The sequence below is a fragment of the Zobellia sp. 1_MG-2023 genome, assembly GCF_030549125.1.
Taxonomy (GTDB): domain Bacteria; phylum Bacteroidota; class Bacteroidia; order Flavobacteriales; family Flavobacteriaceae; genus Zobellia; species Zobellia russellii.
Window position 1 is genome coordinate 437,728 of record NZ_JAUOSY010000001.1, and the last position, 26,440, is coordinate 464,167.

General features: G+C 38.4%; 20 protein-coding genes. 7 read left to right on the plus strand and 13 right to left on the minus strand.

The genetic code is table 11. From position 1 onward, the window contains the following. Positions 1 to 81 precede the first annotated feature (81 nt). On the plus strand, positions 82 to 2,163 hold the full coding sequence (locus Q4597_RS01745; RefSeq protein ID WP_303404529.1) for a TonB-dependent receptor: 2,082 nt from the start codon (positions 82 to 84) through the stop codon (positions 2,161 to 2,163). On the opposite strand, the gene Q4597_RS01750 is transcribed toward Q4597_RS01745, so the two are convergent. Next, a complete protein-coding gene (locus tag Q4597_RS01750) occupies positions 2,160 to 3,710 on the minus strand; it encodes a glycine--tRNA ligase (protein WP_289060612.1) in 1,551 nt (516 codons plus the stop codon). The genes Q4597_RS01745 and Q4597_RS01750 overlap by 4 nt on opposite strands. 37 nt (positions 3,711 to 3,747) lie before the next feature. Then, positions 3,748 to 4,644, minus strand: a complete 897-nt coding sequence (locus Q4597_RS01755) for a hypothetical protein (protein ID WP_215437359.1) — start codon at positions 4,642 to 4,644, stop codon at positions 3,748 to 3,750. A gap of 56 nt (positions 4,645 to 4,700) precedes the next feature. On the opposite strand from Q4597_RS01755, the gene Q4597_RS01760 reads away from it, so the two are divergent. Together Q4597_RS01760 and Q4597_RS01765 are read left to right on the plus strand one after the other, a co-directional pair. After that, complete coding sequence (locus Q4597_RS01760) at positions 4,701 to 5,396, plus strand: ComF family protein (protein ID WP_215437358.1); 696 nt, start codon at positions 4,701 to 4,703, stop codon at positions 5,394 to 5,396. An 87-nt stretch (positions 5,397 to 5,483) separates the two neighbouring features. Continuing rightward, positions 5,484 to 7,058, plus strand: a complete 1,575-nt coding sequence (locus tag Q4597_RS01765) for an Ig-like domain-containing protein (protein WP_303404530.1) — start codon at positions 5,484 to 5,486, stop codon at positions 7,056 to 7,058. Here Q4597_RS01765 and Q4597_RS01770 read toward each other — a convergent pair. From Q4597_RS01770 to Q4597_RS01785, 4 genes are all read right to left on the minus strand, one after another. Continuing rightward, complete coding sequence (locus tag Q4597_RS01770) at positions 7,045 to 7,818, minus strand: amidohydrolase (protein ID WP_303404531.1); 774 nt, start codon at positions 7,816 to 7,818, stop codon at positions 7,045 to 7,047. The genes Q4597_RS01765 and Q4597_RS01770 overlap by 14 nt on opposite strands. Before the next feature lie 8 nt (positions 7,819 to 7,826). Then, a complete protein-coding gene (locus tag Q4597_RS01775) occupies positions 7,827 to 8,441 on the minus strand; it encodes an NUDIX hydrolase N-terminal domain-containing protein (protein ID WP_303404532.1) in 615 nt (204 codons plus the stop codon). Positions 8,442 to 8,454: 13 nt separating this feature from the next. Continuing rightward, complete coding sequence (locus Q4597_RS01780) at positions 8,455 to 8,928, minus strand: ankyrin repeat domain-containing protein (protein ID WP_215913658.1); 474 nt, start codon at positions 8,926 to 8,928, stop codon at positions 8,455 to 8,457. Positions 8,929 to 9,083: 155 nt separating this feature from the next. Then, the gene (locus Q4597_RS01785) at positions 9,084 to 10,574 is read right to left on the minus strand and encodes a catalase (protein WP_303404533.1); all 1,491 of its coding nucleotides are present in this window, start codon (positions 10,572 to 10,574) and stop codon (positions 9,084 to 9,086) included. Between the two features lie 352 nt (positions 10,575 to 10,926). On the opposite strand from Q4597_RS01785, the gene Q4597_RS01790 reads away from it, so the two are divergent. The 3 genes from Q4597_RS01790 (at position 10,927) to Q4597_RS01800 (ending at position 14,008) form a co-directional block, all read left to right on the plus strand. Next, positions 10,927 to 13,131: a PAS domain S-box protein gene (locus Q4597_RS01790; RefSeq protein WP_303404534.1), complete on the plus strand. Its 2,205-nt coding sequence runs from the start codon at positions 10,927 to 10,929 to the stop codon at positions 13,129 to 13,131. Next, positions 13,128 to 13,544, plus strand: a complete 417-nt coding sequence (locus tag Q4597_RS01795) for a two-component system response regulator (RefSeq protein WP_303404535.1) — start codon at positions 13,128 to 13,130, stop codon at positions 13,542 to 13,544. Before Q4597_RS01790 ends, Q4597_RS01795 begins: the two co-directional genes overlap by 4 nt. Before the next feature lie 71 nt (positions 13,545 to 13,615). After that, complete coding sequence (locus Q4597_RS01800; protein ID WP_303404536.1) at positions 13,616 to 14,008, plus strand: response regulator; 393 nt, start codon at positions 13,616 to 13,618, stop codon at positions 14,006 to 14,008. Between the two features lie 8 nt (positions 14,009 to 14,016). Here the strand turns inward: Q4597_RS01800 and Q4597_RS01805 are convergent, their stop codons facing one another. Together Q4597_RS01805 and Q4597_RS01810 are read right to left on the minus strand one after the other, a co-directional pair. Continuing rightward, positions 14,017 to 15,405 (minus strand): DUF5689 domain-containing protein, encoded by a 1,389-nt coding sequence (locus Q4597_RS01805; RefSeq protein ID WP_303404537.1) that lies wholly within the window; start codon positions 15,403 to 15,405, stop codon positions 14,017 to 14,019. A gap of 1 nt (position 15,406) precedes the next feature. Further along, entirely contained in the window at positions 15,407 to 18,136 is a 2,730-nt protein-coding gene (locus tag Q4597_RS01810) for a TonB-dependent receptor (protein ID WP_303404538.1), read from the minus strand. 120 nt (positions 18,137 to 18,256) lie between these two features. Here Q4597_RS01810 and Q4597_RS01815 point away from each other — a divergent pair, with 120 nt between their 5' ends. Beyond that, positions 18,257 to 19,315 (plus strand): endonuclease/exonuclease/phosphatase family protein, encoded by a 1,059-nt coding sequence (locus tag Q4597_RS01815; protein ID WP_303404539.1) that lies wholly within the window; start codon positions 18,257 to 18,259, stop codon positions 19,313 to 19,315. Between the two features lie 69 nt (positions 19,316 to 19,384). Here Q4597_RS01815 and Q4597_RS01820 read toward each other — a convergent pair whose 3' ends face one another. From Q4597_RS01820 to Q4597_RS01840, 5 genes are all read right to left on the minus strand, one after another. Further along, a complete protein-coding gene (locus tag Q4597_RS01820) occupies positions 19,385 to 19,978 on the minus strand; it encodes a DUF1080 domain-containing protein (RefSeq protein ID WP_303404540.1) in 594 nt (197 codons plus the stop codon). Positions 19,979 to 20,020: 42 nt separating this feature from the next. Beyond that, positions 20,021 to 20,461, minus strand: coding sequence for a hypothetical protein (locus Q4597_RS01825; RefSeq protein ID WP_215913651.1), 441 nt, complete (start codon positions 20,459 to 20,461; stop codon positions 20,021 to 20,023). A gap of 92 nt (positions 20,462 to 20,553) precedes the next feature. Then, positions 20,554 to 23,256 carry a TonB-dependent receptor domain-containing protein gene (locus Q4597_RS01830; protein ID WP_215437334.1) on the minus strand — a complete coding sequence of 901 codons (2,703 nt, stop codon included), beginning with the start codon at positions 23,254 to 23,256 and terminating at the stop codon, positions 20,554 to 20,556. A gap of 171 nt (positions 23,257 to 23,427) precedes the next feature. Further along, positions 23,428 to 25,065 carry a glucose-6-phosphate isomerase gene (gene pgi, locus Q4597_RS01835; protein ID WP_303404541.1) on the minus strand — a complete coding sequence of 546 codons (1,638 nt, stop codon included), beginning with the start codon at positions 25,063 to 25,065 and terminating at the stop codon, positions 23,428 to 23,430. Between the two features lie 78 nt (positions 25,066 to 25,143). Then, positions 25,144 to 26,439: a peptidoglycan DD-metalloendopeptidase family protein gene (locus Q4597_RS01840; RefSeq protein ID WP_303404542.1), complete on the minus strand. Its 1,296-nt coding sequence runs from the start codon at positions 26,437 to 26,439 to the stop codon at positions 25,144 to 25,146. Position 26,440 lies beyond the last annotated feature (1 nt).

Genomic DNA, 26,440 nt, shown 5'->3' on the forward strand with positions numbered 1-26,440 from the left:
ACTTTTTTACGAAAATAAGCATTGTAGACCAAGAAGCCCGTGAAGTTTCCTATTTTTACGCACTTCTAACAAAAGCCCCAAATGAAGTCTATTTTTTCAGCCCTTACCCTTTTACTTTTTGCACAACTTGCAAATGCGCAAAGCCCAATTCAAAAAGATAGTATTACCGTGTTAGAAGAAGTAATTCTAACGGACACCATCCTAAAAAAACAAGCTACCGGCATTGTTCCTTCTACCATTATAGGCACAAAAAGTTTTCAGAACTATAGCCCTGTAGATATGGTTTCTGCCATTAATCAGATTCCTGGGGTATTTGTGCTTTCGGGAGCTCTGAACACAAATAAAATTACGATTAGAGGTATCGGGGCCCGTGCCCAGTTCGGGACGGACAAGCTTCAACTTTATTACAATGATATTCCCGTAACAAATGGTACGGGCGCTTCTACCATTGAGACCTATGACCTAGAAAATCTGGACGGCATAGAAGTTATTAAAGGACCAAAAGGCACAGCCTATGGCACAGGTCTTGGCGGAGCTATCATTCTACGGTCCGACAAAAATCTGAAAGAAATCTCTAGTCTTGAAAATAGTTTTACAGTAGGTTCGTACGGCCTCCTTAAGAACAATCTTAGATTCTCGCATTCAGACAAAAAACTCTCCCTGATGCTACGGTATGGACATATGGAAACGGATGGATATCGTGAAAACAACAAGTTTGAGCGCGATGGAATTTTGATTAATACTTCGTATAAAATCAACGCTAAAAACACCCTTTCTTTTTTATTGAACCATATTGATTATTCTGCACAAATACCAAGCTCTTTAAGTAGATCTGCTTTTGACGAAAACCCGAAACAAGCAGCTTTTACATGGAAATCTTCTCAAGGTTTTGAAGACAACAACTACACGCTTGCTGGACTCTCTTACCAACATAAATTTAGCTCACGATTAAAAAACACTACCAGTATCTTCTATACTTATCTTGATCATTATGAGCCAAGACCCTTTAACATTCTAGATGAAATTACCAATGGGTATGGTTTTAGAAGTAGATTTCTTGGCGATTTTAATTTTCTCAAAGGGAAGGCGGAATATACTTTTGGGGCCGAACTTTACAAAGACGAATACAATTGGGGCACATTTGAAAATTTATACCAAGAGAATAACGGTAATGGGAGCCTGAAGGGAATGCGCATTAGCAGAAACAAAGAATTTCGTAGAAAATTTAATGGCTTTGGATCTTTGACCCTACCCTTTACCAATAAGTTAACGGCCCAAATAGGCCTTAACATTAACAAAACGCATTATGACTTTAGGGACCAGTTCAACACCGGCTCAGATAATAAAAGTGCAAAACGCAATTTTAGTGCCATTGTATTACCCAGTCTTGACGTAAGTTACCATCTGAATACGGACCATTCCATATACGTCAATGTTAGCCGAGGTTTTTCCAATCCAAGCTTAGAACGATCTCTTACCCCGGAAGGCGTAATTAATCCTGATATTGCACAAGAAACAGGCATGAATTATGAAATAGGCGGACTGTTTAATTTTTTCAATAAAAACTTTCGGGTAGACGTGGCTATCTACCGCATGGACATCAAAAACCTTCTAGTAGACCAACGCATTGGCGAGGATCAATATGTTGGAAAAAATGCAGGAAGCACCAAGCATCAAGGAATAGACCTAGAGTTAAGCTACGCCATTAAACTATCGCCACAACTGCAACTCAGACCTTTTATAAATTATACTTTAAGTGATTTTAGCTTTGTAGAATTTGTTGATGAAGACAACGATTTTTCAGGAAACCCGTTAACAGGTGTTCCTAAAAACAGATTAAATTCTGGCCTGCAGTTACAAATGAAAAACGGTTTTTATTGGAACACAACCCACCAATATGTAGATCAAATATCATTGACAGATGCCAACACCCTCTACAGTGACGAATTTAATGTACTCAACTCAAAAATTGGTTATAGAAAACAATTATCCGCCCGCTTCTCTATTGGGTTTGATTTTGGGGTCAACAACATTTTTGACACCAAATATGCCCAATCCGTTCTTATTAACGCTACAGGGTTTGGCGGAAGTGAACCACGCTATTATTACCCAGGAAACGGACGTAATTGGTATGGAGGCTTAAAATTAGGAATGAAAATTTAAGCCTCTTGCATTTTCATTAACCAACTTTTCATATCTACCGCTTTGTGAATAATTGACCTTAAGCTAGATATGTCAACACGTTCCTGCTCCATTGAGTCACGATGACGAATAGTAACGGTATTATCCTCTACCGTTTGGTGATCAACCGTTATACAGAATGGAGTACCATTGGCATCCTGCCTTCTGTAACGACGCCCAACAGCATCTTTTTCATCATATATTACATTGAAATCCCATTTAAGGTCATCAACGATTTTATGGGCTATTTCTGGTAGACCATCTTTTTTTACCAATGGAAATATAGCCGCTTTGGTAGGAGCCAAAACAGCCGGTAATTTTAAGACCGTTCTAACCGAACCGTTTTCCAGCTGCTCTTCTCTTAGCGAATTAGAGAATACGGCCAAAAACATACGATCCAAACCTATTGAAGTTTCCAATACGTAAGGCACGTAGCTTTCTCTGGTTTCCGGATCAAAATATTGTAGCTTTTTTCCGGAGAATTTCTCGTGGCTAGACAAATCAAAATCCGTTCTTGAGTGTATTCCTTCCAATTCCTTGAAGCCAAAAGGAAATCGGAATTCTATATCTGCGGCAGCATCTGCATAGTGCGCCAATTTCTCATGGTCATGAAAACGATAATTTTCTTCACCAAGACCTAAGGAAAGGTGCCATTTTAAACGGTTCTCCTTCCATTTTTCATACCATTCTTGCTGCGTACCCGGCTTAATGAAAAATTGCATTTCCATTTGCTCAAACTCTCGCATACGGAAAATAAATTGGCGCGCCACAATTTCATTACGGAACGCTTTTCCCGTTTGGGCTATACCAAAAGGAATTTTCATTCTTCCGGTTTTCTGAACGTTCAAGAAGTTCACGAAAATACCTTGTGCCGTTTCCGGACGTAAGTAAAGGTCCATAGCAGTTTCTGCAGTAGCACCTAACTTAGTTCCGAACATGAGGTTAAACTGTTTTACGTCTGTCCAATTTTTAGAACCTGACATAGGGCAAGAAATATCCAACTCCTCAATAAGTTTTTTAACGTCTGCCAAATCTTCATTCTCCAAAGACCTACCTAGTCTTTTCAAAATTGAAGTTGCTTGTTCTTGGTACTCCACCACTCGTGGGTTGGTTGCCAAAAACTGTTCCTTATCAAACTTATCTCCAAAGCGCTTAGCGGCTTTAGCCACTTCTTTTTCTATTTTACCCTCAATTTTTGCAACATGGTCTTCAACAAGAACATCTGCACGGTATCTCTTTTTGGAATCCTTGTTATCTATTAACGGATCACTAAAGGCATCTACATGACCGGAGGCTTTCCAAGTAGTAGGGTGCATAAAAATCGCGGCATCAATGCCTACAATGTTGTCATTAAGCTGCACCATTGCTTTCCACCAGTAGTCCCGTATATTTTTCTTAAGTTCGGAACCGTTCTGCGCGTAGTCATAAACGGCACTTAATCCATCATATATTTCGCTAGATTGAAATACGTAACCGTATTCCTTTGCATGGGAAATTACCCTCTTAAAATCATCTTCTTGTTTTGCCATGCGGCAAAAATAGAATATTAGGGCAATGAGTAAAAATTTATTTTAATTCAAATTCACTTGAAGACAGAAGTTTTTGGTTTTCAAAAATATTCAACCTGTAAATACCTTCCTCTAAAGATCCTTGGGGCAACGTAATGAAGTCACAAACATTGGTTTCTTCCCCACTAAACACAAACGCCACTCGCTTGCTATAAATATTCCCGTTTACGGCTATAGTGTTTGCATTATCTTCTATAACCCGCATATTCGGATCTAAAAATTGGAAGTAGATTACCTTTTCGGCATTTAGTTCGTGGCCGTCCGCAGCTACGGTAACACAACCGCGCAATTTTTCAATAAGTGATGCTTTATTGGTTTTTATTGGTTTGCCCGAGCGTAAACGAAAACCACTGCCTTCCGTATTCTGTAGGGCCAAGTATTTTTTAGCTTTGAGTTCCTTGTTCAACTCGCTAATCTTTTTTCTTTGAAGAGCCTCAGCTTCGGCAAGGGAACTACTTTTTCCTCGTAAAACCTCTATTTGCTTCTTGGTTTCCTCATATTTATCCGAAAGAAGCATATTGTTGTACCTCAAGAAATTGTTCTTAAGCTTTAAACTATCGTTTTTAGCTTCCAACCTACGTAACTCGGTTTTATATTCCCTAAGTTTTTCTACGGTAAAATTTAAACGACCAACGGAATCCAACAATTGTTGCACCCTATATTTTGAACTTTCTAGCTCAATTTCATTTACCTCATTAAGTGCCGAAAGTCTATCAACATCGGTTTTCATTATGGTAAGGTCTTTTACCAGCAGCTCTTTTTCTTGTTCCAAGAAAACAATCTGACTTCTAGATTGTGCATAGCTATAGTAAAATGCTATTAAGATACCTATGATAACTGCAACTAGGGCAGTAAGTATTATCTTGTAGTTAAATTTAGTATCTTGAACGTCCATTGGGGCGTGTGGGGCTTTAAGGTAGGTTGCGCTAAGGCTAAGGTTTGGTGTTTAAAATGTTAACAAATATACTAAATGATATCAATTCGGTCTTAGCACCACGGGTGTGTTTTGGATGTAATGTTCATTTAAACAGAGGAGAGAAACTCATCTGTACCATTTGCCGAAACGATTTGCCGCTTACCGATTATACTTTTAACGACGAAAACCCCGTTGACCGTATATTTTATGGCAGAATTAACATAAAAAAAGCAAGTTCCATGCTTTTTTTCTACGAAAAAGGTATCGTTCGCGAGCTTATACACCACTTAAAATATAGAAATCAGGAAGAAGTGGGTACATTTTTAGGGGACTGGTACGGGCAACTTCTAAAGGAAAACAATGAACTTACCAACGCAATAGACCTGGTAATTCCCGTTCCCCTGCACAAGAAAAAACTAAGACAACGCGGCTACAACCAAGTAGCTTCTTTTGCACAGCGTTTGGCGTTTCACCTAAACGCAGATTATGTTGACCACATTTTAATAAAAACAGCAAATACAAAAACACAGACCAAAAAGGGGAGAATAGGCAGATGGCAAAATAAAAAAGACCTGTACACTCTCTCAGACTTTAACTCACTAAAAGACAAGCGTATTCTTTTGGTAGATGATGTTATCACTACCGGTGCCACCATGGAAATATGTGCTAGAACATTAGCCCAAACGCCAAATACCACAATATTTATTGCCAGTATGGCGGTTGTACCTTAAGTGTGGAATTAAAGAAAATTAGTTGTTTCTTTGTGCCATAGTTCAGTTAATATGGTCCGCCGGTTTTTCACCTTTTTATTTCTATTCATGATTGTTGCCGTTCTATGGCAATGTGCACGCAGGGGAAGCCCAAGTGGTGGTCCTAAAGACCTTACCCCCCCTACTTTGACCAAGACCGAACCGGATAGTATGACCACCAACTTTAAGGCCAGCCGTATCCGATTGTATTTTGATGAGTTTATAAAACTAAAAGATATTCAGGAACAACTCATAGTTTCTCCTCCGTTAAAGTATCAACCGGACATAACCCCACAGGGCGGAGCAAGTAAATACCTTGAAGTAAAATTTAAGGATACGTTACGCGAAAACACAACATACACCCTTAATTTTGGGCAAAGCGTACAAGATAACAACGAGGGCAACCCCAGTAGTTTTTTAACCTATGTTTTTTCTACCGGAGACTATATTGATTCCCTTGACCTTACCGGCGCGGTTAAAGATGCTTTTAAGAAAAAAGCGGATGATTTTATTAGCGTAATGCTATATGAAATTGATACGGCCTATACAGATTCTACCATCTTTAAAAGACCTCCAAACTACATTACCAACACCTTGGACAGTGCAGTTATATTTAAGCTTAAAAACCTTAAAGAAGGGCAATACAAACTTTTTGCCTTAAAAGATGAAGCCAAGAACAACATGTTCGATCAGAATGTAGATAAAATTGCCTTTCTTCAAGACACTATAAATTTACCCACAGATTCTACTTACGTACTGACCCTTTTTAAGGAAATACCCAATTACAGTATGGCCGTACCAAGTCTGGTGGCTAAAAACAGGATTATTTTTGGTTATTATGGCGATGCCAGTGATGTGGAAATAAAACCAATAACATCTATACCCGATACCGTCAAGACCAAAATACTCAAAGAAAAAGACAAAGACTCCCTCAATTTTTGGTTTACTCCCTACGAAATGGACTCTATAGTCTTTACTGCCACGAACGAAAGATTAAAAATCATAGATACCTTTACTGTTAAGGGCAGAAAAGTTGATACGGATTCGTTGAGACTGAACCCCAATCAAAACGGTTCGCTTAATTTTAGTGACCCTTATTTTATTTCGGCCAATACACCGATAAGCGCTATTGATTCTACGCTGTTTTTTATGACGGACCAAGACTCCTTGGCTGTCAATTTTACCACAACGTTGGATACGATAGACAACAAAGTTGATATTGATTTTACCGTAGAACCTAACCAAAGCTATCAATTAGATCTTTTACCCGGTGCCATTACGGATTTCTTTGGACAGGCAAATGACACAATCTCATACTACCTATCTACAAGTAGCTATGCGGATTATGGAAATTTGAGATTTAACATTACTGGAGGTGACTATCCTTTAATTGTTCAGCTAACCGATGAGAACGGTGCTTTAAAAAGGGAAATTATAGCCACTGAACCCAAAGTGTTCGAATTCAACAATCTTGAACCTTCCAAATACCTTATCCGGGTTATTTTTGATACCAATGGCAACAACAAATGGGATACGGGTAATTTCCTAAAAAAACAGCAGCCCGAAAAAATTAGCTACTATCCTGATGTTATTGAAGTAAGGGCTAATTGGGAAATGGAACAAACTTTTATTATTCCAAATTAAAACGGTCTCTATCGTTCAGAAACCTAAGCTTGGCGCGCACGTTCTGAATATGTTTTTTTGATAATGACGCCGTTACTATTTCATCATTTTCTGAAAAAACCAAGTCCTTGCCCAAACTATCAAACACTACGGAATGTCCCGGGTATGCATGCCCAACATCATCCGAACCAATTCTGTTGACACCTATACAATAGCTCATATTTTCAATAGCACGTGCTTTTAACAAAGTGTCCCAGGCGGTAATTCTTGGTTCCGGCCAGTTGGCCACATAGACCAACACATCATAATCTTCGGTATTTCGTGCCCAGACCGGGAAACGCAGATCATAACAAATCATAGGGCAGATTTTGAAACCTTTATAATTTACGATGAGCCTTTCGTTGCCTGCCTTATATACTTTATCCTCGCCCGCAAGAGTAAATGTATGGCGCTTGTCATAAACCGAAGTTTTCCCGTCCGGCTCAACAAAGAACAACCTATTTTTATGAATCTTATTTTCTGAAAAAACAATGCTCCCTATAACAGCTGCATTGTTTTCTTGGGCCTTTTTTTTCATCCAGCCCAATGTCTTCTGTCCCTCTTCTATTTTGATATTCTGGGGTTCCATAGTAAATCCGGTAGTGAACATTTCCGGAAAGACTATTAAATCAACATCAGAAGGAAGAGCTTTTAGTTTTGCATCTAGCGCCACTCTATTGGCTTCAGGGTCTTCCCACTTCAATGAGGTCTGTACCAAGGCTACGTTCAATAGTTCATCCATAGAAAAAATCAATCAAAATGTACATCAATTTTATTTTCAACTGCCATACTATGCAATTGCTTTAGCTGCGATTCCAAAATCCGATCTATTGAAAGCTCCGGTAAATTGTCCATATCAAAAAAAGCGGCCCCTTCCATATCAAAACCATGATTAAGCTCACCACCTGTAAGCTGGCATAGAAAGCAAAGCTTATACACATAAAAGGGTTGTGGTGGGTGCGGGTGCGACTGCTTGTCATATACCGCCAACAATCTTACAACACTGGTGCTCAAACCGGTTTCCTCCTCTATTTCTTTAGTAACACAGGCAGATGGCGGATATCCCACTTCGGCCCAACCACCAGGTATGGTCCATTTACCATCAATGCTTTCCCTAGCCATTAAAACCTGATTCTTATCGTTCAGTACAAGCCCACGAACATCAACTTTTGGCGTTGGATAATCCGTAACGGGCATATAAAATTCCTCTAAAACGGGTAATGGCTTATTCGCCAATGAAGCAATCAACTGCAGCGCGATTTGCTTAAGCTCTTCATAACGCTCTCTGTTATATTCGTCCTCTGCATAAACAAGACCCGTTTCCGCTAGGGCCTTAATTCTTTTAATCTGCTCCAGTTGCTTCATTTAAATTTCTGAATTAATCGTTAGTACCCAACAAACTTATAAGTTCTGGAACGCCTTGCATCTTGGCATGGTCAAACGCCGTATTGCCCCTAGCGTCTTTTGCCGTTGTATCCGCTCCATGTTCCAATAACAGTTTTGCTATTTCCAATCTATTAAAAGTAGCCGCATATATCAAACAAGTTGCCCCCATTGAATTACGTTCATTAACGTTAGCTCCTTTTTCAATCAACATTTTGGCAATGCCCGCAAAACCTTTAAAACATACACCCATTAGTGCTGTGTTCCCTGAAGCATCTACCGCATCTATTTTAGCCCCATTGTTCAAAAGCACCTCGGCCGTCTCTATCTGATCGTAATACGTAGCCAAAATTAACGGAGTAGAACCCCTTTGATCTGTAGTATTTACCAATTCTGGATTTTCCTTTAGCATTGAGACCACCTCTTGTGTATTACCCAAGCGTATTTCATTAAAAAATTTGTCACTCATAATCTGCTAATATCATGTAGGTCTTGAGAATGATTAATGAATAAACACACCCTATACCTTTCAATTTATAAATTTAAAAAAAAGAGCCACGGTATGTGCCGCGGCCCTATAAATAATTACTCCAATTTTACTTTCTACGAAATGGATTTTAAAAATTAAGCTCCAACCTCTTCCGGTTTTACATTGGAATTTGGATCAATCCCTCCTTTTCTATCGTTTAGTGCCTTTTCAACACCTGCTCCATAGGCCGGGTCGGCTGCATAAAAATGTTTCAACTGTCTTTGCACTATTTCTTCCGAAACTCCGTCCATGGCAGTGGCGATATTATTAAAGAGACGTTGTCTTTGACCATCATTGAACATACGGAACAAATCTCCAGGTTGCTTGTAATCCCCAAACGTATCGTTCTCCTCATAACGCCTAACGTCTCCGTTAATTCTCATTGGCGGTTCCTCTGCACTTGGCACTTCTTCTGCTCCTCCTTTTGTATTAGGTTCATAATACGCATCCGGATTTCCAAAGTCGTTGCTAAAAAATCGCATAGCACCATCTTTATGATAGTGATTTACTTCATTAATAGGTGCATTGGCGGGAAGTGCTTCATAATGTGTTCCCAAACGGTACCTATGTGCATCGGCATACGAAAAGATACGGGCCTGTAGCACCTTGTCCGGTGAGAACCCAATACCTGGCACTACGTTAGATGGGGAGTAAGCGGCATTCTCAACATACTGCCAATAGTTATCCGGGTTTTTGTTCAGCTCAAGCTCTCCCACTTCTATTAGCGGATAATCGCCATGTGGCCACACTTTTGTAAGATCAAACGGATTATACGGTGTTTTTTCTGCATCTGCCTCTGGCATAATCTGCACTTTTAACGTCCATTTTGGGAAGTTTCCGGCTTCGATTGCACCAAAAAGCTCTTCTTGATATTTTTCTCTGGTTTGACCTATAACCTCAGCAGTTTCTTCATTGGTATAGTGCTTATGACCTTGCTGTGTTTTAAAATGGAACTTTACCCAAAAACGCTCACCATCATTGTTCCAAAAACTGAAGGTATGCGATCCGTACCCGTTCATATGCATTGGTGTAATTGGAATACCACGATCGGACATTAAAATAGTTACCTGATGAAGGCTTTCAGGAGATAGCGACCAATAGTCCCACATTGCTTCAGGGGAGCGTAAGTTAGTTCTAGGGTGTCTTTTTTGTGTATGTATAAAATCTGGGAATTTATAACCGTCCCTTAGGAAGAAAACCGGAGTATTGTTACCTACCAAATCCCAGTTACCTTCTTCTGTATAGAATTTTAAAGAAAAACCACGTACATCTCTTTCGGTATCTGCAGCGCCCAATTCTCCTGCAACTGTTGAAAAACGTGAAAGTACAGGAATCTGGTTACCTACTTTAGAGAATATTTTTGCACATGTATACTTAGAAATATCATGGGTTACCGTAAAAGTACCCATAGCACCCCATCCTTTGGCATGAACCACTCGTTCCGGTATTCTTTCACGATTTTGATGTGCCAGCTTTTCCAATAACTTGTAATCCTGTACTACTACGGGACCTCTTTCTCCTGCTGTTTTTGAGCGCTGATTATTTGCTACTGGAGCTCCAGCCGATGTTGTCAATTTTTTCTTCATATCTAAGTATTTTTAAACAACCCATTTCACTGAGTATCAATTATTTTCAAAATAAAGGTACCAAAAACAGACAAATACAGTATAAAAAAATAATATTAAAATATTATTTAAAAATAGATTTTAACTATTAAGTTGATTGATTGAGATAAGATTTTTAGTAAAAGCATCTAATTTTTAATAAACAATGTCTTAGCCCAACTCGTTTAATTCAACTTAACACAAAATATGACAGATTTTTCGTATATTATTGTCGTATATTATATAGGATTGTGTTAAATATGGTCTCTTATGTTTCATAAGGAAACGTACTATTCATTGTTAAGTCCTATTTTTACGATAAAACCCCTAAACATTGCAAACTCTTTCTATAACTTCCTTAATCAAAGATTCCCCCACAGCAGTTGCTATTTTGGATACGCAACTACGCTTTGTAGGAAATTCTAGAGTGTGGCTAAACGATTTCTGCCCTGATTATGAATCAATCATAGGCGAAAATTATTTTGATATACTTCCCAATACTCCAGAAGAATTAAAATCCGTACTTCATGAATGCCTTGAAAAGGGATTAAAAAATCTTAACGAGGGAGAAAAATTTATTTTCCCCAACGGTAAAGTCCAATGGCTGAAATGGAGAATAAGCGCTTGGACCAATAATAACAACGAAATAGGAGGTCTCATAGTTACCCTAGAAGATGTAACCGAAACAAAACGTAGTGAGGAACTCTATGCTAAGGCTGAACGTGTTGCAAGAATAGGTGGTTGGGAGGTTGATATGTCCACAAATTTTGTGCATTGGACAGATATAACCAAAGATATACATGAAGTACCCAGAGATTTTAAACCGAATCTAGAAACCGGCATAAATTTTTATAAAAAAGGAGAACATAGAGAAAAGATAACAAGCTTGGTAACCAACGCCATTACAGATGGCACTCCTTGGGATACAGAGTTGATAATCGTTACTGCAAAAGGAAATGAGGTATGGGTTAGGGCAAAAGGCGAAGTTGAGTTTCTAGACGGGAAATGCGTTCGTATTTTTGGAACCTTTCAGGATATTGACGAAAAAAAGAAAACACAACTCAAGTATTACGAGGTTACCCAGAGACTGGAAGTTGCTACTAAAGGAGCCAATGTAGGTATATGGGACTATGATATCATAAACAACCAACTCGTGTGGGACGATAACATGTACCAACTCTACGGGATTGACAGAAATGATTTTAAGGGTGAATACGAAGCTTGGCAAGCAGGCCTGCACCCTGATGATAAAACCCGGGGAGACCAAGAGATTGCCAAGGCCATATCCGGAGAAAAAGACTTTGATACCGAGTTTAGAGTCGTTTGGCCTAATGGAGACATCAGGTACATAAAAGCTACTGCGGTAACCCAAAGAAATGCCGCAGGGAAAGCCATAAAAATGACAGGGACCAACTGGGACATTACAGAGCTCAAGAATACCCAGATGATGCTCACTAAAAGTCAAGAATCTTTTTTTGGTGCCTTCGAGAATTCGGATACAGGTATGGCCATTGTTAGTATAACTGGCAAATGGATTAAAATAAACGCAAGTCTGTGCTCTAGTTTAGGCTACACAGAAGAAGAGCTTCTTAAATTAACCTTTCAGCAAATAACCCACCCCGAAGATTTACAGAATGACATAGATTTACTGAACCAAACTATTGTCGGAGAAATACCAAGTTACCAGATGGGCAAACGTTATTTCCACAAAAACGGCAGCATTGTTCATGGTATTTTGACCGTAACCGCAGTTAAAAATATTAACGGTAAAATTTTACACTTCATTTCACAAATTACGGATATTACCCCGCAGATAGAAAACGAAAAAAAATTAAAACGTTTGGTTGATATTACCTCAGAGCAAAATGAAAGTCTCTTAAACTTTGCCCATATCGTATCACATAATCTACGCTCACATTCCAGTAATTTGGCTATGCTTACCAATTTTTTGGTCAAAGAAAAAAGTGATGAAGAACGCCAAAACCTTTTGGGTATGCTCAGAGGCGCATCGGACAGTCTTAACGAAACCATACTACATTTGAACGAGGTAGTTCAAGTAAAAGTTGGTTCTTTAGAAAAGATGAAAAGCATTAACCTATACGAGGCTATTAAAAATGTAGAAAAGAACTTGAACCTTCTAATCCAAGAAAAAGGTGCGATTTTAGAAATTAACGTTCCCGAAAATCTTACGGTTAGTGGCATCCAGGCTTATATAGACAGTATTGTACTTAACCTAGTCTCAAATAGTCTTAAATATAGTTCTCCGGACAGAAAACCTCTAATTCAAATAAATTCAGAAATCCAAGAAGAAGGCGTAGTTCTTTCTTTTAAAGACAATGGTTTAGGAATAGACCTGGAAAAACATCGTGAAAAGCTCTTTGGCATGTATAAGACTTTTCATCGCAATAAAGACGCTAAAGGTATTGGTCTTTTTATTACAAAAAACCAAATAGAAGCCATGAACGGTACAATTGAGGTAGAAAGCGCCGTTGATGCAGGAAGTACGTTTAAACTACACTTTAAAAAACCATTAACATGAATATGAATATCACTAAAATTAAGAGCGTCTGCATTATAGACGATGACCCAATATTTATCTACGGCACCAAACGTATTATGAACGAGGTTGATTTTGCTGACGAAATTATTGTTTATAACGATGGCCTTGCTGCATTTGATGGATTAAAGGAAATGACTCAAAAGGGAGAGGAACTGCCCTCCATGATTTTTCTGGATATAAATATGCCTATTATGAACGGGTGGGAATTTTTGGACGAGTTTGTTCAGCTACCCAATAACAACACAGAAAACATAATCATATATATAATCAGTTCGTCTGTTGACCCTCGTGATGTTGTCCGAATTCATGAATACAAAGTTGTCAACAACTACATTTTAAAACCTATTTCAATAGAAGATCTTCATAATATTCTTCAAAATGTAGGTAATTAAGGCTATTTGTTTATTTTAGGCGATTGGACAAAATCATTGAACCAAGAGCTAAGCGAATATTACTTTATTGAATGGGCAATTTTGAAAAAACATGTATTATAGACGATGATGCGATAGCCGTTTTTGGATTAAAAAGAGTAATGCAAGCTTTAAAATTCTCGCCAGAACTCATTATTTATGAAAACGGTCTTGACGCCATAGAAGGTTTTCAAACAATGATAGTAGACGAAATGTCTCTCCCTTCCCTAATTTTAATAGATATTAATATGCCAGTGATGGACGGATGGGATTTCATTACCGAAATGCGTAAAATATGGCCCAAAGGCCTAGAAGAGCCAACGATTTATATGATGACTTCTTCTTTAAGCCCTATGGATGTTGAAACGGCCAAAAGCTTTGGGTTAGAAAACAATTATCTCATAAAACCCATTTATGCAGAGGTTTTACAAGATATTTTAGTGTAATACTAAATTTAACCTTTCTTTTTTGGGGAAAAATCATCCGGTGCTATTTTAACCTGTTTGGTTGTACCCATGTCTCCCGAGTCGTTCCATATATACCATTCATTAAAATCAAAACTGCCATTTCCTTTCGAAAATTCTGGTTTACGCAACGCCCGGCCATCTTCAAATTCATGATTGGTGCCACTGCCATCTTCTCCTACAACCCCAAATACATCAATTATTTTCCCGAATGGATCTACCAGTTCAAGATTATCATCTCCGTTAGAATCTGCCGGACTATTGGTTCCTACACCTAAATCAGGCGGAAATCCATAAACCGCTTCAAACTCCCCAGCGTTTGGTGAAATCACTATAAAACCATTTGCATCTATAGTTAGAGCGGACAAGTCTATTTCTGAACTGACTTCTGTGCTCGCATTTGTATACCGCTTTAGGCTCCAGCCTTTAAGACTTAAACTTTCATCTGAAGAATTATAAAGCTCAACAAACCTGGCCGAAGCATTATTGTCCGGATCGGCTAATTCTGAGATCAATATATTTTCAGAAGTAAATTCATCTACCAACTCGGTACAGCGTTCTTGATTGAAGTCTATATCCAGCAAACTACGAATGCCAATCCTGTAATCTGCATTCTCCCTCAACAAAATCCCTGTTACGCTTCCTCTACCCTCCGGCAACAAATCGGCTTGAAAATCAGAATATCCGCTGTTCAGCATAATAATTTCATTATCGTTACAATCTACCAGAATACGTTCTGTCTCCTCTCCCGCAAGAGCAAAAGGTTGCCCTAGTTCCTCTTCTTTAAACTCTACATCAGTAAGCGAAACGAGTGTATTGGTCAATTCCTTTTTTACGTCGAAAATTGTTATTACTGTAGGCTCAACAAATACTTCTTCGTCACAAATTCTAAAAACATGTTCATTAACTATGGCTGCCGGTAACCTCCCCACCGAAACATTACCAAAAGAGGTAAAGGTAGCTCCTAGCTTAAATACGTCCTTACTCTTTCCTAGATATAGACCTTTTAACTTTATTCCGATTTTTGTTCCCACGGGATAAAACAAATGCGAGTCCCTAACGTCTACTTCTATTTGGAATCCCTCGGTTGGATTAACGGAACTATCCTGAAAATATAGTACACTAAAAAAGTTTCCAGCTTCATCTGAGGAAACAACATACCCCTCAATTATTAAATCATCTTGTATTTGGAAAGTATCGCCCTTATAAAGACTTTTCACATCTGCATATGTACTATTAGCTGTCAGGTTTGAAGTACAGTCGTTTGATGGCTGTTCGTAATTACGGCTCTTTACACAACTGTAAAAACACGCAGCTACAAGAACCGAAAAAACAAAAACCAACTTATTGAATCTATGCCTATCTCCCATCTGTACCATACTAAAAACTATATGCCAAGTTCAAAAAATAAGTGCGTCCATAACCGTACCAATACTTAGGAGCAAAGGATGGTGTTCCACTTAAATTATCTTGCTTGAATTGACCATAATTACCATTTCTACTTTGCTCATAACCTCCCGTCCGGAACACGGCATCAAAAAGGTTATTGACACTTGCAAAAACACTTATGTATTTTCCGTTCTTCAACCAAGATTTTCCACCTACTAGATTCAGCAGGTAAAAATTATCCAGCGGTCTTTGAGCCAGTGCATTATTTACATTTTCTTCCGTGGCATCCGCAAACGGGCTATTGGTTTCAGGATCCAAATAAAAACTTCGGGTCCTGGTAAGAGTAGATATGCCTGCATAATTATTTGCCAAGTAATTAGTAGTAGCTCCCACCCACCAATATTTGGGGTCACGATACTCTATACCTATCGCATAAGCTTGTTGGGGACCTTGCGCCAATTTATAATCTTTGATTTTGGCAACACCCAAATCTACCGTGCCCTCTAAGTTTATAAGGTCTTCTTCCCTTCCTGCCGTATCAAAATTAATGGCAACATTTGGGTCGCTCGCATATACATACTTGCCTACAGCAGCCACAGCGGTCAATTTTACTGCTGACGACAATTGATATTCCAAACCTAGTTCCGTGCCCATATGCAGCCTGTCTAGCCTCGTGAGAACCTCTTGGACGAAGTCTGACCCAACACCGGCATCAACAAAGAAGAAGTTTACGTCCGTTGTATTTTGAAAACGGGTGTAAAATCCCGTAAGCCTACCAGTTAATTTAGGAAGGCGCAGAAAGTAATTAAGGTCTACGGTCGTATTTATTTCATTACTAATGTTGGGTACAACGCTATTATTCTCGCGTGGGTTAATAAACACATTTTGAAGTACCGGCGGCCTGGTCATGTAGGAACCGTGAGCGGACAGCCAATGTCTTTCCGTTAATTTATAAGTAAAGCCAGATTTGCCTCCCAATGAATTGAATACCGCTGCATCACTTTCACCCAATGAACTCTGCGGATATCTATCATTTTTAAAAAGACCTACTCGTTGGTAATTGGTAGTCGCATATTTACCGGATATAAATGCACTCCACCTTTCTTGACTATATTTAAATTGAACGAACGACTCAAACTGATCGGCCTTCATTTTATAATTGTAATTGAATATGTCATCCTCTCCTTTTTCAACCGTTCCGTTACTATCGTTCAGTGTTTCGGAAAACGGGTCAATATCAGCATGAAAATCCGCTCCCAATAAATCATTAATTCTAGCATAATTTTCAGAATTAAGGGTTTTATAACTCAACCCAAAATCCATTAAAAACCTATCGGTCAAAATTAAATTCCCCACTGTATTTAAACTTACCTGGGTATCATCAGCTACATCATCATACAAAACATAAGCGGCATTTCCATTGGTGTTAGCCGTGTAAACCTGACTCCAATTAAGTTGAGGTTCGTTCAAAAAACCTTCTTTAGCCGCATTAGCACTACTAAAATTAGCCCCTAATGGGGAGTTGATATAGAAGCTAGGCAAATATCTATAGTAGGTTGGGTCCGGATTTGGCGCATTATAATACCCTAACCGGCTTCTAGAATTAGAACCGGACTGGTATGCTATTCCCGTATTTAAACTAAACCGATCGGAGCTAAAATAATGGTTGAGCATAAAAATTGGTTCCGAGATTTTTCGCTCTCGAGAGTTTCTGATTTCACCATTCTGCTCCCCCCAATAAGGATTATATTTTTTACCTACCAAATCAAAGACCTCCTCTGTAATAGCAGAGGAACGACCTCGTCTATTTGAAGCCCAAAGTGCAGTAAGGTTTATACTGTTCTTTTCATTGAATTGATATTCTAGAGCACCAAAAAATGAAAATGCGTCGTATAGTGTACCATCTATATACCCCTGTTTTGCCCACCTCCTTGAACCAGAAACCGAATACGCCAAACCATTTTTTTGAACGCCAGAAGTATAGGTGGCCATTAATCTGCCCGCATAAGTTCTGTTTGAATATGATGTAGATAAACGCGTACCAGGCCGCAAACCAGAAGGTCTTGTATCTATGTTGGTGTTGCCCAAAATACCGCCAAAAGTATAGTCCGATGCTTCTAGGCCATTTGTAAATTGTTGATTTCTGGTTACATCGTTCATGCCTCCCCAATTGTTCCACTGAGGACGACCATCATAAAACTTGTTCATTGAAATACCGTTCAACAACACCGTTCCGTTCTGTGAATCGTATCCACGCACCCGAAAAAAGGCCTGACCAAAATCAAAAGCTGCTCTATTTAAAAATAAATCTCTAGTTGCCCTGAGCAGACCGGAAGAATTAGAACTTACTTCATCATCCAACAATTCCGCATCACTCAATGAGATAAGGTTATCTGCCTGTTCTATCTGAATATCTTCCTCCAAGTAAAGTGTACCTAAATCCAAGTTTCCGTTTTCCACAGAAATGGGTACCCTTTTAAGAATATAATCGGTCGCTTCAATCTCTAAAATGTAATCCCCTGAATTTTGAATCGAAAGAACGAACACCCCTTCATCATTAGATACCGTATACGCGTTCGTACCTTCCAAGTTAATCTTAGCATTTTCAACAGGAATTTTTGACCGGTATGAAAGAAGTATACCTTCTACAGAAAAGCTGGTTTGAGACCATATGGCAAAATGCCACATAAATAGAAAGGTACCACAAAGGAATAATCGCATTAACGGGGTTTAATGGTCGGGAATCCCTAACAAGATATCGAAAACACAAATTATCCTACAAGAATTACCTACAAAAATCATTGTTTTTTCGTTAATTGGTATTCGTATCTATCTAACTGTATGAATTTTAGGTTTACATTACTCTTACTATTGTTTGCTCTTGGAGGGTATTCTCAGGAAGACAAATTGTATAAAATTAGAACTGTTGCATTTTATAATTTTGAGAACTTATTTGACACAGAAAACGATACCCTTATTTTTGATGACGACCGAACTCCCGAAGGAAAAGATAACTGGACACTTGAACGTTACAATAAAAAAGTTGATCACCTTTCCCGTGTTCTTTCGGAAATTGGATTGAACACTAGTAAAACTTCCCCAGACATCATAGGAATCTGTGAGGTAGAAAGCCGAAAAGTTATAGAGGATGTAATTCACCATCCTAATTTAATTTCAAGAGATTATGGGATAGTGCATTATGATTCTCCCGATGAACGCGGGATCGATGTTGCCCTGCTGTACAAAAAGTCCGTGTTCTTACCTACTTCATCTGCAAGTCATAGACTATTGCTTATTAATGATGATGACGAAAGAAATTACACAAGAGACCAACTTATTGTTGGCGGACTTTTAGACAATGAACAGTTCTATTTTATGGTAAACCATTGGCCTTCTAGAAGTGGTGGCGAAGCAAGAAGTAAGCCCAACCGTATGGCCGCAGCAAAACTCAGTAAACGTATTATAGACTCTGTACAACGGTTGGATACCGATGCGAAAATCATTAGCATGGGCGATTTTAACGACGACCCCACCAACGATAGCTTTAAAAAGATTCTTAAGACTAAAGGTAAGGCCAACAAATTGGACAGCCTAGGCCTTTACAACCCCATGGAGAAACTCTATAAAAAGGGAATAGGGTCTCTTGCGTACAGGGACAAATGGAATCTTTTTGACCAGATTTTCTTTACCCAAAATCTTTTACAGCCTAAAGAAAGGCTTTATAAATTTTGGAAGGCCAAAGTTTTTAACGCTCCCTATTTAATTACCAAAAAGGGACAATACAAAGGCTACCCCAAAAGAACCTATGCCGGTGGAAGTTACACCGGAGGATATTCAGATCATTTTCCGGTTTACATCTACCTAATAAAACCTGTTATGGACAAACCCCCAACCGAATAAGAAACTAAAACGACCTAATCATTCTACAAAAATGAATAGGTCGTTCTAAGTATTTTTTTATAAAAATTGTTACTTCAGTTCGGTAATTTTAATGTTTTTCCATTGCACTTTAATTCCTCCTCCATCATGGATCTGTAAAATAACCGACCCTTCTCCGGCGCCTATAATTTTGTCGGTCAGCGTAATCATTTCAGTACCGTTTAACCACGAAGTAATCTCATCTCCGTTTACACGAATTTTCATGGTATTCCACTCGCCCATTTTAAGGGCCTTATCTTTTTCGGGCGCCGGTTTTATGAGCCAGTTCCGGCCATATGATTCGTAAACTCCCCCTGTAGAATATCCTGGTGGTGCCACCTCTACTTGCCAACCACTAACCGTTGTGCCTTCTACAGTAGAACGAATAAACACACCACTATTACCGTCTGCCAACTGTCTAAAGTCTACTGTTAGCTCAAAATTTTTATAGTGTTCATCCGTAGCCAAATATCCATATTGCTCATCCGGACCACTCTCACAAACCAAAAGACCATCTGCTACATACCACTTTTCAGTACCGTAAATTGTCCATCCGTCCAAGTTTTTACCATTAAAAAGTTCTTTTTCCTGTGCAAAGGTAGAGACCGCAAAAAATGCGAATACGAATACTAAAATGTTTTTCATGTTGGTTGGTTTGAGTTAGCAAAGTAAAATGATTCCCGGAAGTTAATTAAACCATTGCCCCCAAGGAATACGACTAAGAATAAATACTAGACCTAAACCATAGAAAATAGCAATGCTTTTGAACTTCTTGTCTCCTTCAACAAACTTCTTGTGACGAGACCACCCCACTGTTATTAAAACAATGGCGATAATATTTATGAACGGATGCTCTACCGCCAATAATCTTGATGCCGAATTAAGACCGCCCATACCCAATGCCTGAATAGCTTGAAGTCCGCTTGGAGAAACAAAATATAGTATTAAGCCTACCAATAGTTGAATGTGCGACAAAATCAACGTAAAAAGACTTAGGCGCAAATCCTTTTCCATAGTAAACATTTTGTTACCAATCCAGCCCATAATGGCGTTGGAAACGGCCAAAAATAGCAGAGCGAGAACAACATAGGCCAAATAAGAGTGAACCACCTGAATAACTTCGTACATAATAGATATATTTTAAGCTTTAAATGTACTGATTTTTGGGCATAAAAAAACCCTGCCGCTTGGCAGGGTTTTATCTCTTTTTAAATTTAATACTAGAAGCTATAACGAGCACTAACATTAAAAGTTCTTCCAAATCCAAAAAATACTTTATTATCTGTAGAGATTCCTTCATACAAAGAATCACCACTTCCTGCAAAGGTGTTCGTTAAAGATTCAGCAATATACTCTGTATCAAAAAGGTTGTTTACATTAGCTGCAATACTTAGTTTGTTACTTCCTCCAAAACCAAAGGTATAGTAAGCACCTAAATCAAAAAGTGTATAACTTGGCAAACGTAAGGAACCGTTATTATCAGCAGAATCAAAATCCTCAGCATTTAAAAATGCATATAATCTTGAAGCATTGTAAAGGTTAGCACTAATCTTAAGATCTTCAATAGGTCTTATGATCATTTCTAGGTTAGTTGTAAATTGTGCAGCATCACCAACTTTTACCCCATCTAAAAATAAAGAAACATCTGGATCAATAATATTTCTGTCATCATCCAAAGCTTGACCAAATGCATTACCTCCATATTCCCAATCACCCAAAGAAAGCATACCTCTAAACTGTACTACTTCTGATGCACGGTAGTTAGCTTCAATTTCAATACCTTGGTGAATTTGCTCTACACCGTTAATATTTGCATTACCCTCATCTCCTGTTGGAGTTTCAACGCCAATACTAACAAATCTATCTTTCCAAGTAGTACGGTAAATGTTGACCTTAGCTCTAAAGTCACCAAGATTGAGACCATAACCCAATTCAAGACCTAAAATTTTCTCATTAGTTAAATCTGGATTCAACTCATTTACGAAATTGATATAAACGGCATCGAACAATGGTTGTTTTGAATAGTAACCACCATTAAAAAATACGTTATTTGCTTCATTAATATTAAAGTTAACACCACCTTTAATGTTACCTCCCAAAATATTTTCCCAATCTGTTTCTTGTAAAGGATCAGAATCTAGATAGTTGAAATAATCGATTCTCTTAAATCCTTGGTTAGAAATGCCACCTTGAACAAAAGCAGAAACTACACCATCAGTATATTCAACTTGACCAAATGCACCAGCCCATCTTACAAGACCATCATTATAATAATCAATTTTCTCCTCATCATCAATACTCTTGAACACATTCAAAATAGACGAGAAATCAGAATCTACAACACCGTCTTGACGTACAACATGATTAGGATTATTGATGTCATCATCATCAAAATAACCATCAGCCCCTAACAAATTATCCATTCTTCTGTAATGAATACCCTTATAGCTTCTTAAATCCAAACCTACATCATAGCTCCATTTTTCGTTAATTTGAGTATTCAAATTAGCAATTAAACCAAACCAGTTGTGAGAATTAATAGATGCTCTTCTTGCAAGGCCATCACCAAAACTTGTAGTGATATATTCTCCATCGGTATTAGGCGACAATTGGTAATCATTACCATCATAAAAAGTAACCGCCTCACCACCATTGAAACGAGAAATTAAATCATAATCAACCTGACCAGTTTCAGGAATTCTATATCTACTAGAACTAGCAAAACCGGAATTTGGACCAGAACCAATATCCCCTGTACCACCACCACGACCAAAAGAGGCGTAAACAGAAGTAGATAAAGTTGATTTTTCAGAAGCTTTCCATTCCCATGTCAATGAAGTAATAGGCTTATGGTAGAAGTTTCTTCTCCAACCAAATTCTTCACCATTTAAAGTACCATCGTTATAATTATATTTAGCGCCATACTCTAAATGATCTGCCAACGTTGCAACATTAAAGAAACTTGATGTTCTCTGGTTGTGTACTTGTGGGGCTCCAGTTAAAACGAACTGGAAATTATGTTTTTCATTAGGCTCATAACCCAAACCTATAAAATAATTGTAACCTTCAAATTCAGTTCCCTGAATATAACCATCACCAGAAGTTCTACCTAACAATATAGAAGCCGCAAAGCCTTTATCAGATTTTCCAGTATTGTAAGCGACGTTAGTTTTTAAATAACCATCGTTTCCTCCACCAAGTGTAACTGTACCACCTTCTTCTTTCTCGGTAGATTTTGTAATAACGTTTATGGTACCACCTACAGAAGAAATTGCCAACTTAGATGACCCTAAACCTCTTTGTACCTGCATTGCAGTAGTAACATCACCTAAACCAGCCCAGTTACTCCAATACACTGCGCCATTTTCCATATCATTAACAGGAATACCATTAACCATTACCGCAGTGTTTCTAGAATCAAAACCTCTAACGTTTACTCTACCATCACCAAAACCACCACCTGTTTTGGTAGCGTAAATAGAAGGAGTAGATTTAAGTATTTCAGGTAATTCCTGAGAACCTAATTTTTCTTGAATCTCTGCTGCTCTAATAGTCGAAACCGCGACAGGAGTCTCCCTGTCTTTTGCAATATCAATTACACCACTTACTACAACACCTTCTAATTCTTGCGCATTAGGTTCCAATACAATATTACCTATATTACCACCACTGGTATAAGCTACTTTCTTGGAAGTATATCCAATGTAAGAAACTAAAAGTGTTCCTGCATTTTCTGTGATTTCAATTTGAAACTTACCATCAAAATCTGTTGAAGTTCCGTTGGTTGTCCCTTGAAGAACAACACTGGCTCCTGGCAGTGGCTCATTAAGCTCACCATCTATTACGGTACCCGTAATAGTTCCTTGTGAAAATGCGATAGTCGTCATCAGAAATGCGACCCATGCGAAGTACATCTTTTTCATTTGTTCAGTTTTTACGTTTTCTCAATTTGCTGCAAAAGTGCTGCATTTTGCTGGCGCGAATGTTAAGAGAAGGTTAAATAACCCCTTTGCGAATATACTGAACAAAGGCGCAACTTCCACTCAAAAACAAGAAGTTGCGCCAATATTATAAAAAAATATGAAAATTCTATTTTAACCCTTAAAATAACGTAAAAGCTGCAAAGTAGAGCTGTCATGATCGGCAATTTCTGAACCTTGAATATCTTTCAAAATTGTTCCTGCCAACTGCTTTCCGAGTTCTACGCCCCACTGATCGTAGCTAAAGATGTTCCAAATAACCCCTTGCACAAAAATTTTGTGCTCATAAAGCGCTATTAAGCCACCCAAACTCTTAGGAGACAACTTATCTATAAGAATTGTATTTGTAGGTTTGTTTCCTTCAAAGACCTTGAAGGCCAATAATTTTTCGATTTCATTTTGGGCCATGCCTTTACCCTCCAGTTCTTCACGTACCTGCCCGGCAGTTTTACCGTTCATTAGCGCCTCTGTCTGGGCAAAGAAATTGGCCATTAATTTATTATGATGATCAACATCTCCGTGCAAGGATTTTTTAAACCCAATAAAATCTACTGGGATAAGTTTTGTTCCTTGATGAATTAACTGAAAGAAAGCATGCTGTGAATTGGTCCCCGGCTCACCCCATATAATGGTACCAGTTTCATAACCTACACGTTTGCCGTTACGGTCAACACTTTTACCGTTACTCTCCATAATACCTTGCTGTAAATAGGCCGAAAACCTGCTCAAATATTGCGTGTAAGGAATGATAGCCTCTGTCTCTGCTCCATAAAAGTTGTTATACCATACACTTAACAATGCCAGAACAACAGGAAGGTTGTCTTTAAAATCTGCGGTTTTAAAATGCTCGTCCATTTCATTGGCTCCCATTAACAACTCATCAAAGTTATCAAAACCAACGGCTAAAGCTATTGATAGGCCAACGGCACTCCATAAGGAAAAACGGCCACCTACCCAGTCCCACATAGGAAATACGTTTTCCGCAGCAATGCCAAACTCGGCTATGGCTTCTGTATTGGTAGATACCGCAGCAAAATGCTTAGCAATATCTTCTTGTGTACCATGCTTTAAGAACCACTTTTTTATGGTAGTTGCATTACTTAATGTTTCTTGAGTGGTAAAGGTCTTTGACACTACTACAAAAAGAGTAGTTTCCGGATTAAGTTCTTTTAAAACCTCGTTAACGTGATCACCATCTACATTGCTGACGAAGTGAAGCTTCAGGTGATTTTTATAGAATTTAAGGGCTTCCGCTACCATAGCCGGCCCTAGGTCAGAACCTCCAATACCAATATTTACAACATCGGTAAAGGCTTTACCTGTATATCCTACAGCATTCCCAGAAATGATACTTTCTGTAAATTCCTTAATATGTTCTTTAACCTGGTAAACTTCTTCAACCACATTTTCACCATCCACTAAAATTGTATCGGATTTTTTAGCTCTAAGCGCTGTATGTAATACTGCACGCCCCTCTGTTTGGTTAATTTCTTTGCCTCCAAATTGTTTTTGGATGGCATCGGCCAAATTAACTTCATCGGCTAATTGCAGAAGCAAGTTTACGGTTTCATCAGTAATTCTGTTTTTAGAGAAATCAACTAGAAAATCGTTCCATTTTAAAGTAAACTTTTCTGCCCTAGAAGCATCAGATGCAAAAAGGTTTTTTAACTGTTCTTCTTTAGTATCTTCAAAGTGCTGGGCAAGTTTTTTCCAAGCAGAAGTTTCAGTAGGGTTTGTGCTCTGTAATGACATTTTGGGTTTTTTAATGTGTTAGAAATTACTACGGCGAAAATAAGCCATATTCATTCTAAACCAAAACCTTAAGTGTCGTTATTTTTCGGCGGATGCCAAATCTTCAACTAGAATATCTTCTTCTACCGGACTTTCTGGATATACCATACAATCCAACTGATCTTTTATTGGATTGATGTAATTGAAGTAGTCTGGCTGTAAAGACTCGTCCAAAGGCTCTGCCAACGGAAGTTCTTCTTTTAAAGGATCCACTTGTCTTCCGTTCTTCCAAAAACGGTAACAAACGTGAGGACCACTGGTATTACCGGTCATTCCAATCCAACCTATTACATCTCCCTGCCTTACAAATTGCCCTCTTTTTACATTCTGATTGCTCATATGCAAGTATTGGGTAGAATAGGTTCCGTTGTGTCTAATCTTAACATATTTCCCGTTCCCGCCTCTTCTTGTTGATTCGGTTACCGTACCATCTGCAGTTGCCAAGATAGGTGTTCCTTTTGGCGCAGCATAATCCGTTCCTTTATGAGGTCTTATCTTATTTCCGTAATAACGTATTCTTCGCTTAAGGTTATATCTAGATGAAATTCTACTGAACTGAACCGGAGCTCTTAGAAACGTTCTTCTAAGGTTGTTGGCTTCTTCATCAAAATAATCGACTTTACTTTTTAGCGAATCGTTTTCATAAGCGAAAGCGTAAATTGGTCTTCCGTTGTGCTCAAAGTAAGCTGCTTCTATAGCACCTGCTCCTGCATAAATGGAATCATTAATGTACTTTTCCTTATAAATTACCTTGAACTTATCTCCTTTCTGAAGACGAAAGAAATCTATGGTCCATGCATACACTTCGGATAGGCTATTGGTAACGGTATAATCTATGCCTTGATCTAAAATAGCCTGAGACAAGGAAGTTTCAATAACTCCCGAAGCTTCACGCTCTACATAGGTAACTTCTTTCTTATTTCTATAAGCCTTAACCGTATCCCTAAGATCAACTACGGTATAATTAATGGGGTCGTTTTCATAAATGAATACTTGCGCCGCCTCTGTAGTATCTTTTGACTTTAAAATAAGATATGGTTTGCCCACACGAATCTTGCGAACATCAAAAGTATCTTTAAAATCTTGGGTTATTTTGGCAATCTTGGGGTAGTCTACTTTGTTCTGAAGCATAAGCTCACCAAAACTATCACCATTTTTCACGGTGTCTAGCTGTACGGTAAACTCATCTAAATTAAACCCGAATTGTTTCATTACAGGTTTCTCTATAGGAACTATGGCAGCCATTTGTTTGACCGGTTCTTTTAGAACTGGCTTGTCATCTTTACAGGAAAGTGATATTAAAATAACGAAAAGAAGGCCCCAATATTTATTCATT

Coding starts and splice junctions, on each gene's coding strand:
- Q4597_RS01765 (WP_303404530.1), top strand. CDS start 5,484: ATGATTGTTGCCGTTCTATGGCAATGTGCACGCAGGGGAAGCCCAAGT.
- Q4597_RS01810 (WP_303404538.1), bottom strand. CDS start 18,136: ATGCGATTATTCCTTTGTGGTACCTTTCTATTTATGTGGCATTTTGCC.
- Q4597_RS01745 (WP_303404529.1), top strand. CDS start 82: ATGAAGTCTATTTTTTCAGCCCTTACCCTTTTACTTTTTGCACAACTT.
- Q4597_RS01750 (WP_289060612.1), bottom strand. CDS start 3,710: ATGGCAAAACAAGAAGATGATTTTAAGAGGGTAATTTCCCATGCAAAG.
- Q4597_RS01785 (WP_303404533.1), bottom strand. CDS start 10,574: ATGAAGAAAAAATTGACAACATCGGCTGGAGCTCCAGTAGCAAATAAT.
- Q4597_RS01770 (WP_303404531.1), bottom strand. CDS start 7,818: ATGGATGAACTATTGAACGTAGCCTTGGTACAGACCTCATTGAAGTGG.
- pgi (WP_303404541.1), bottom strand. CDS start 25,065: ATGTCATTACAGAGCACAAACCCTACTGAAACTTCTGCTTGGAAAAAA.
- Q4597_RS01815 (WP_303404539.1), top strand. CDS start 18,257: ATGAATTTTAGGTTTACATTACTCTTACTATTGTTTGCTCTTGGAGGG.
- Q4597_RS01760 (WP_215437358.1), top strand. CDS start 4,701: ATGTTAACAAATATACTAAATGATATCAATTCGGTCTTAGCACCACGG.
- Q4597_RS01825 (WP_215913651.1), bottom strand. CDS start 20,461: ATGTACGAAGTTATTCAGGTGGTTCACTCTTATTTGGCCTATGTTGTT.
- Q4597_RS01780 (WP_215913658.1), bottom strand. CDS start 8,928: ATGAGTGACAAATTTTTTAATGAAATACGCTTGGGTAATACACAAGAG.
- Q4597_RS01830 (WP_215437334.1), bottom strand. CDS start 23,256: ATGAAAAAGATGTACTTCGCATGGGTCGCATTTCTGATGACGACTATC.
- Q4597_RS01840 (WP_303404542.1), bottom strand. CDS start 26,439: ATGAATAAATATTGGGGCCTTCTTTTCGTTATTTTAATATCACTTTCC.
- Q4597_RS01805 (WP_303404537.1), bottom strand. CDS start 15,405: ATGGTACAGATGGGAGATAGGCATAGATTCAATAAGTTGGTTTTTGTT.
- Q4597_RS01800 (WP_303404536.1), top strand. CDS start 13,616: ATGGGCAATTTTGAAAAAACATGTATTATAGACGATGATGCGATAGCC.
- Q4597_RS01795 (WP_303404535.1), top strand. CDS start 13,128: ATGAATATGAATATCACTAAAATTAAGAGCGTCTGCATTATAGACGAT.
- Q4597_RS01775 (WP_303404532.1), bottom strand. CDS start 8,441: ATGAAGCAACTGGAGCAGATTAAAAGAATTAAGGCCCTAGCGGAAACG.
- Q4597_RS01755 (WP_215437359.1), bottom strand. CDS start 4,644: ATGGACGTTCAAGATACTAAATTTAACTACAAGATAATACTTACTGCC.
- Q4597_RS01820 (WP_303404540.1), bottom strand. CDS start 19,978: ATGAAAAACATTTTAGTATTCGTATTCGCATTTTTTGCGGTCTCTACC.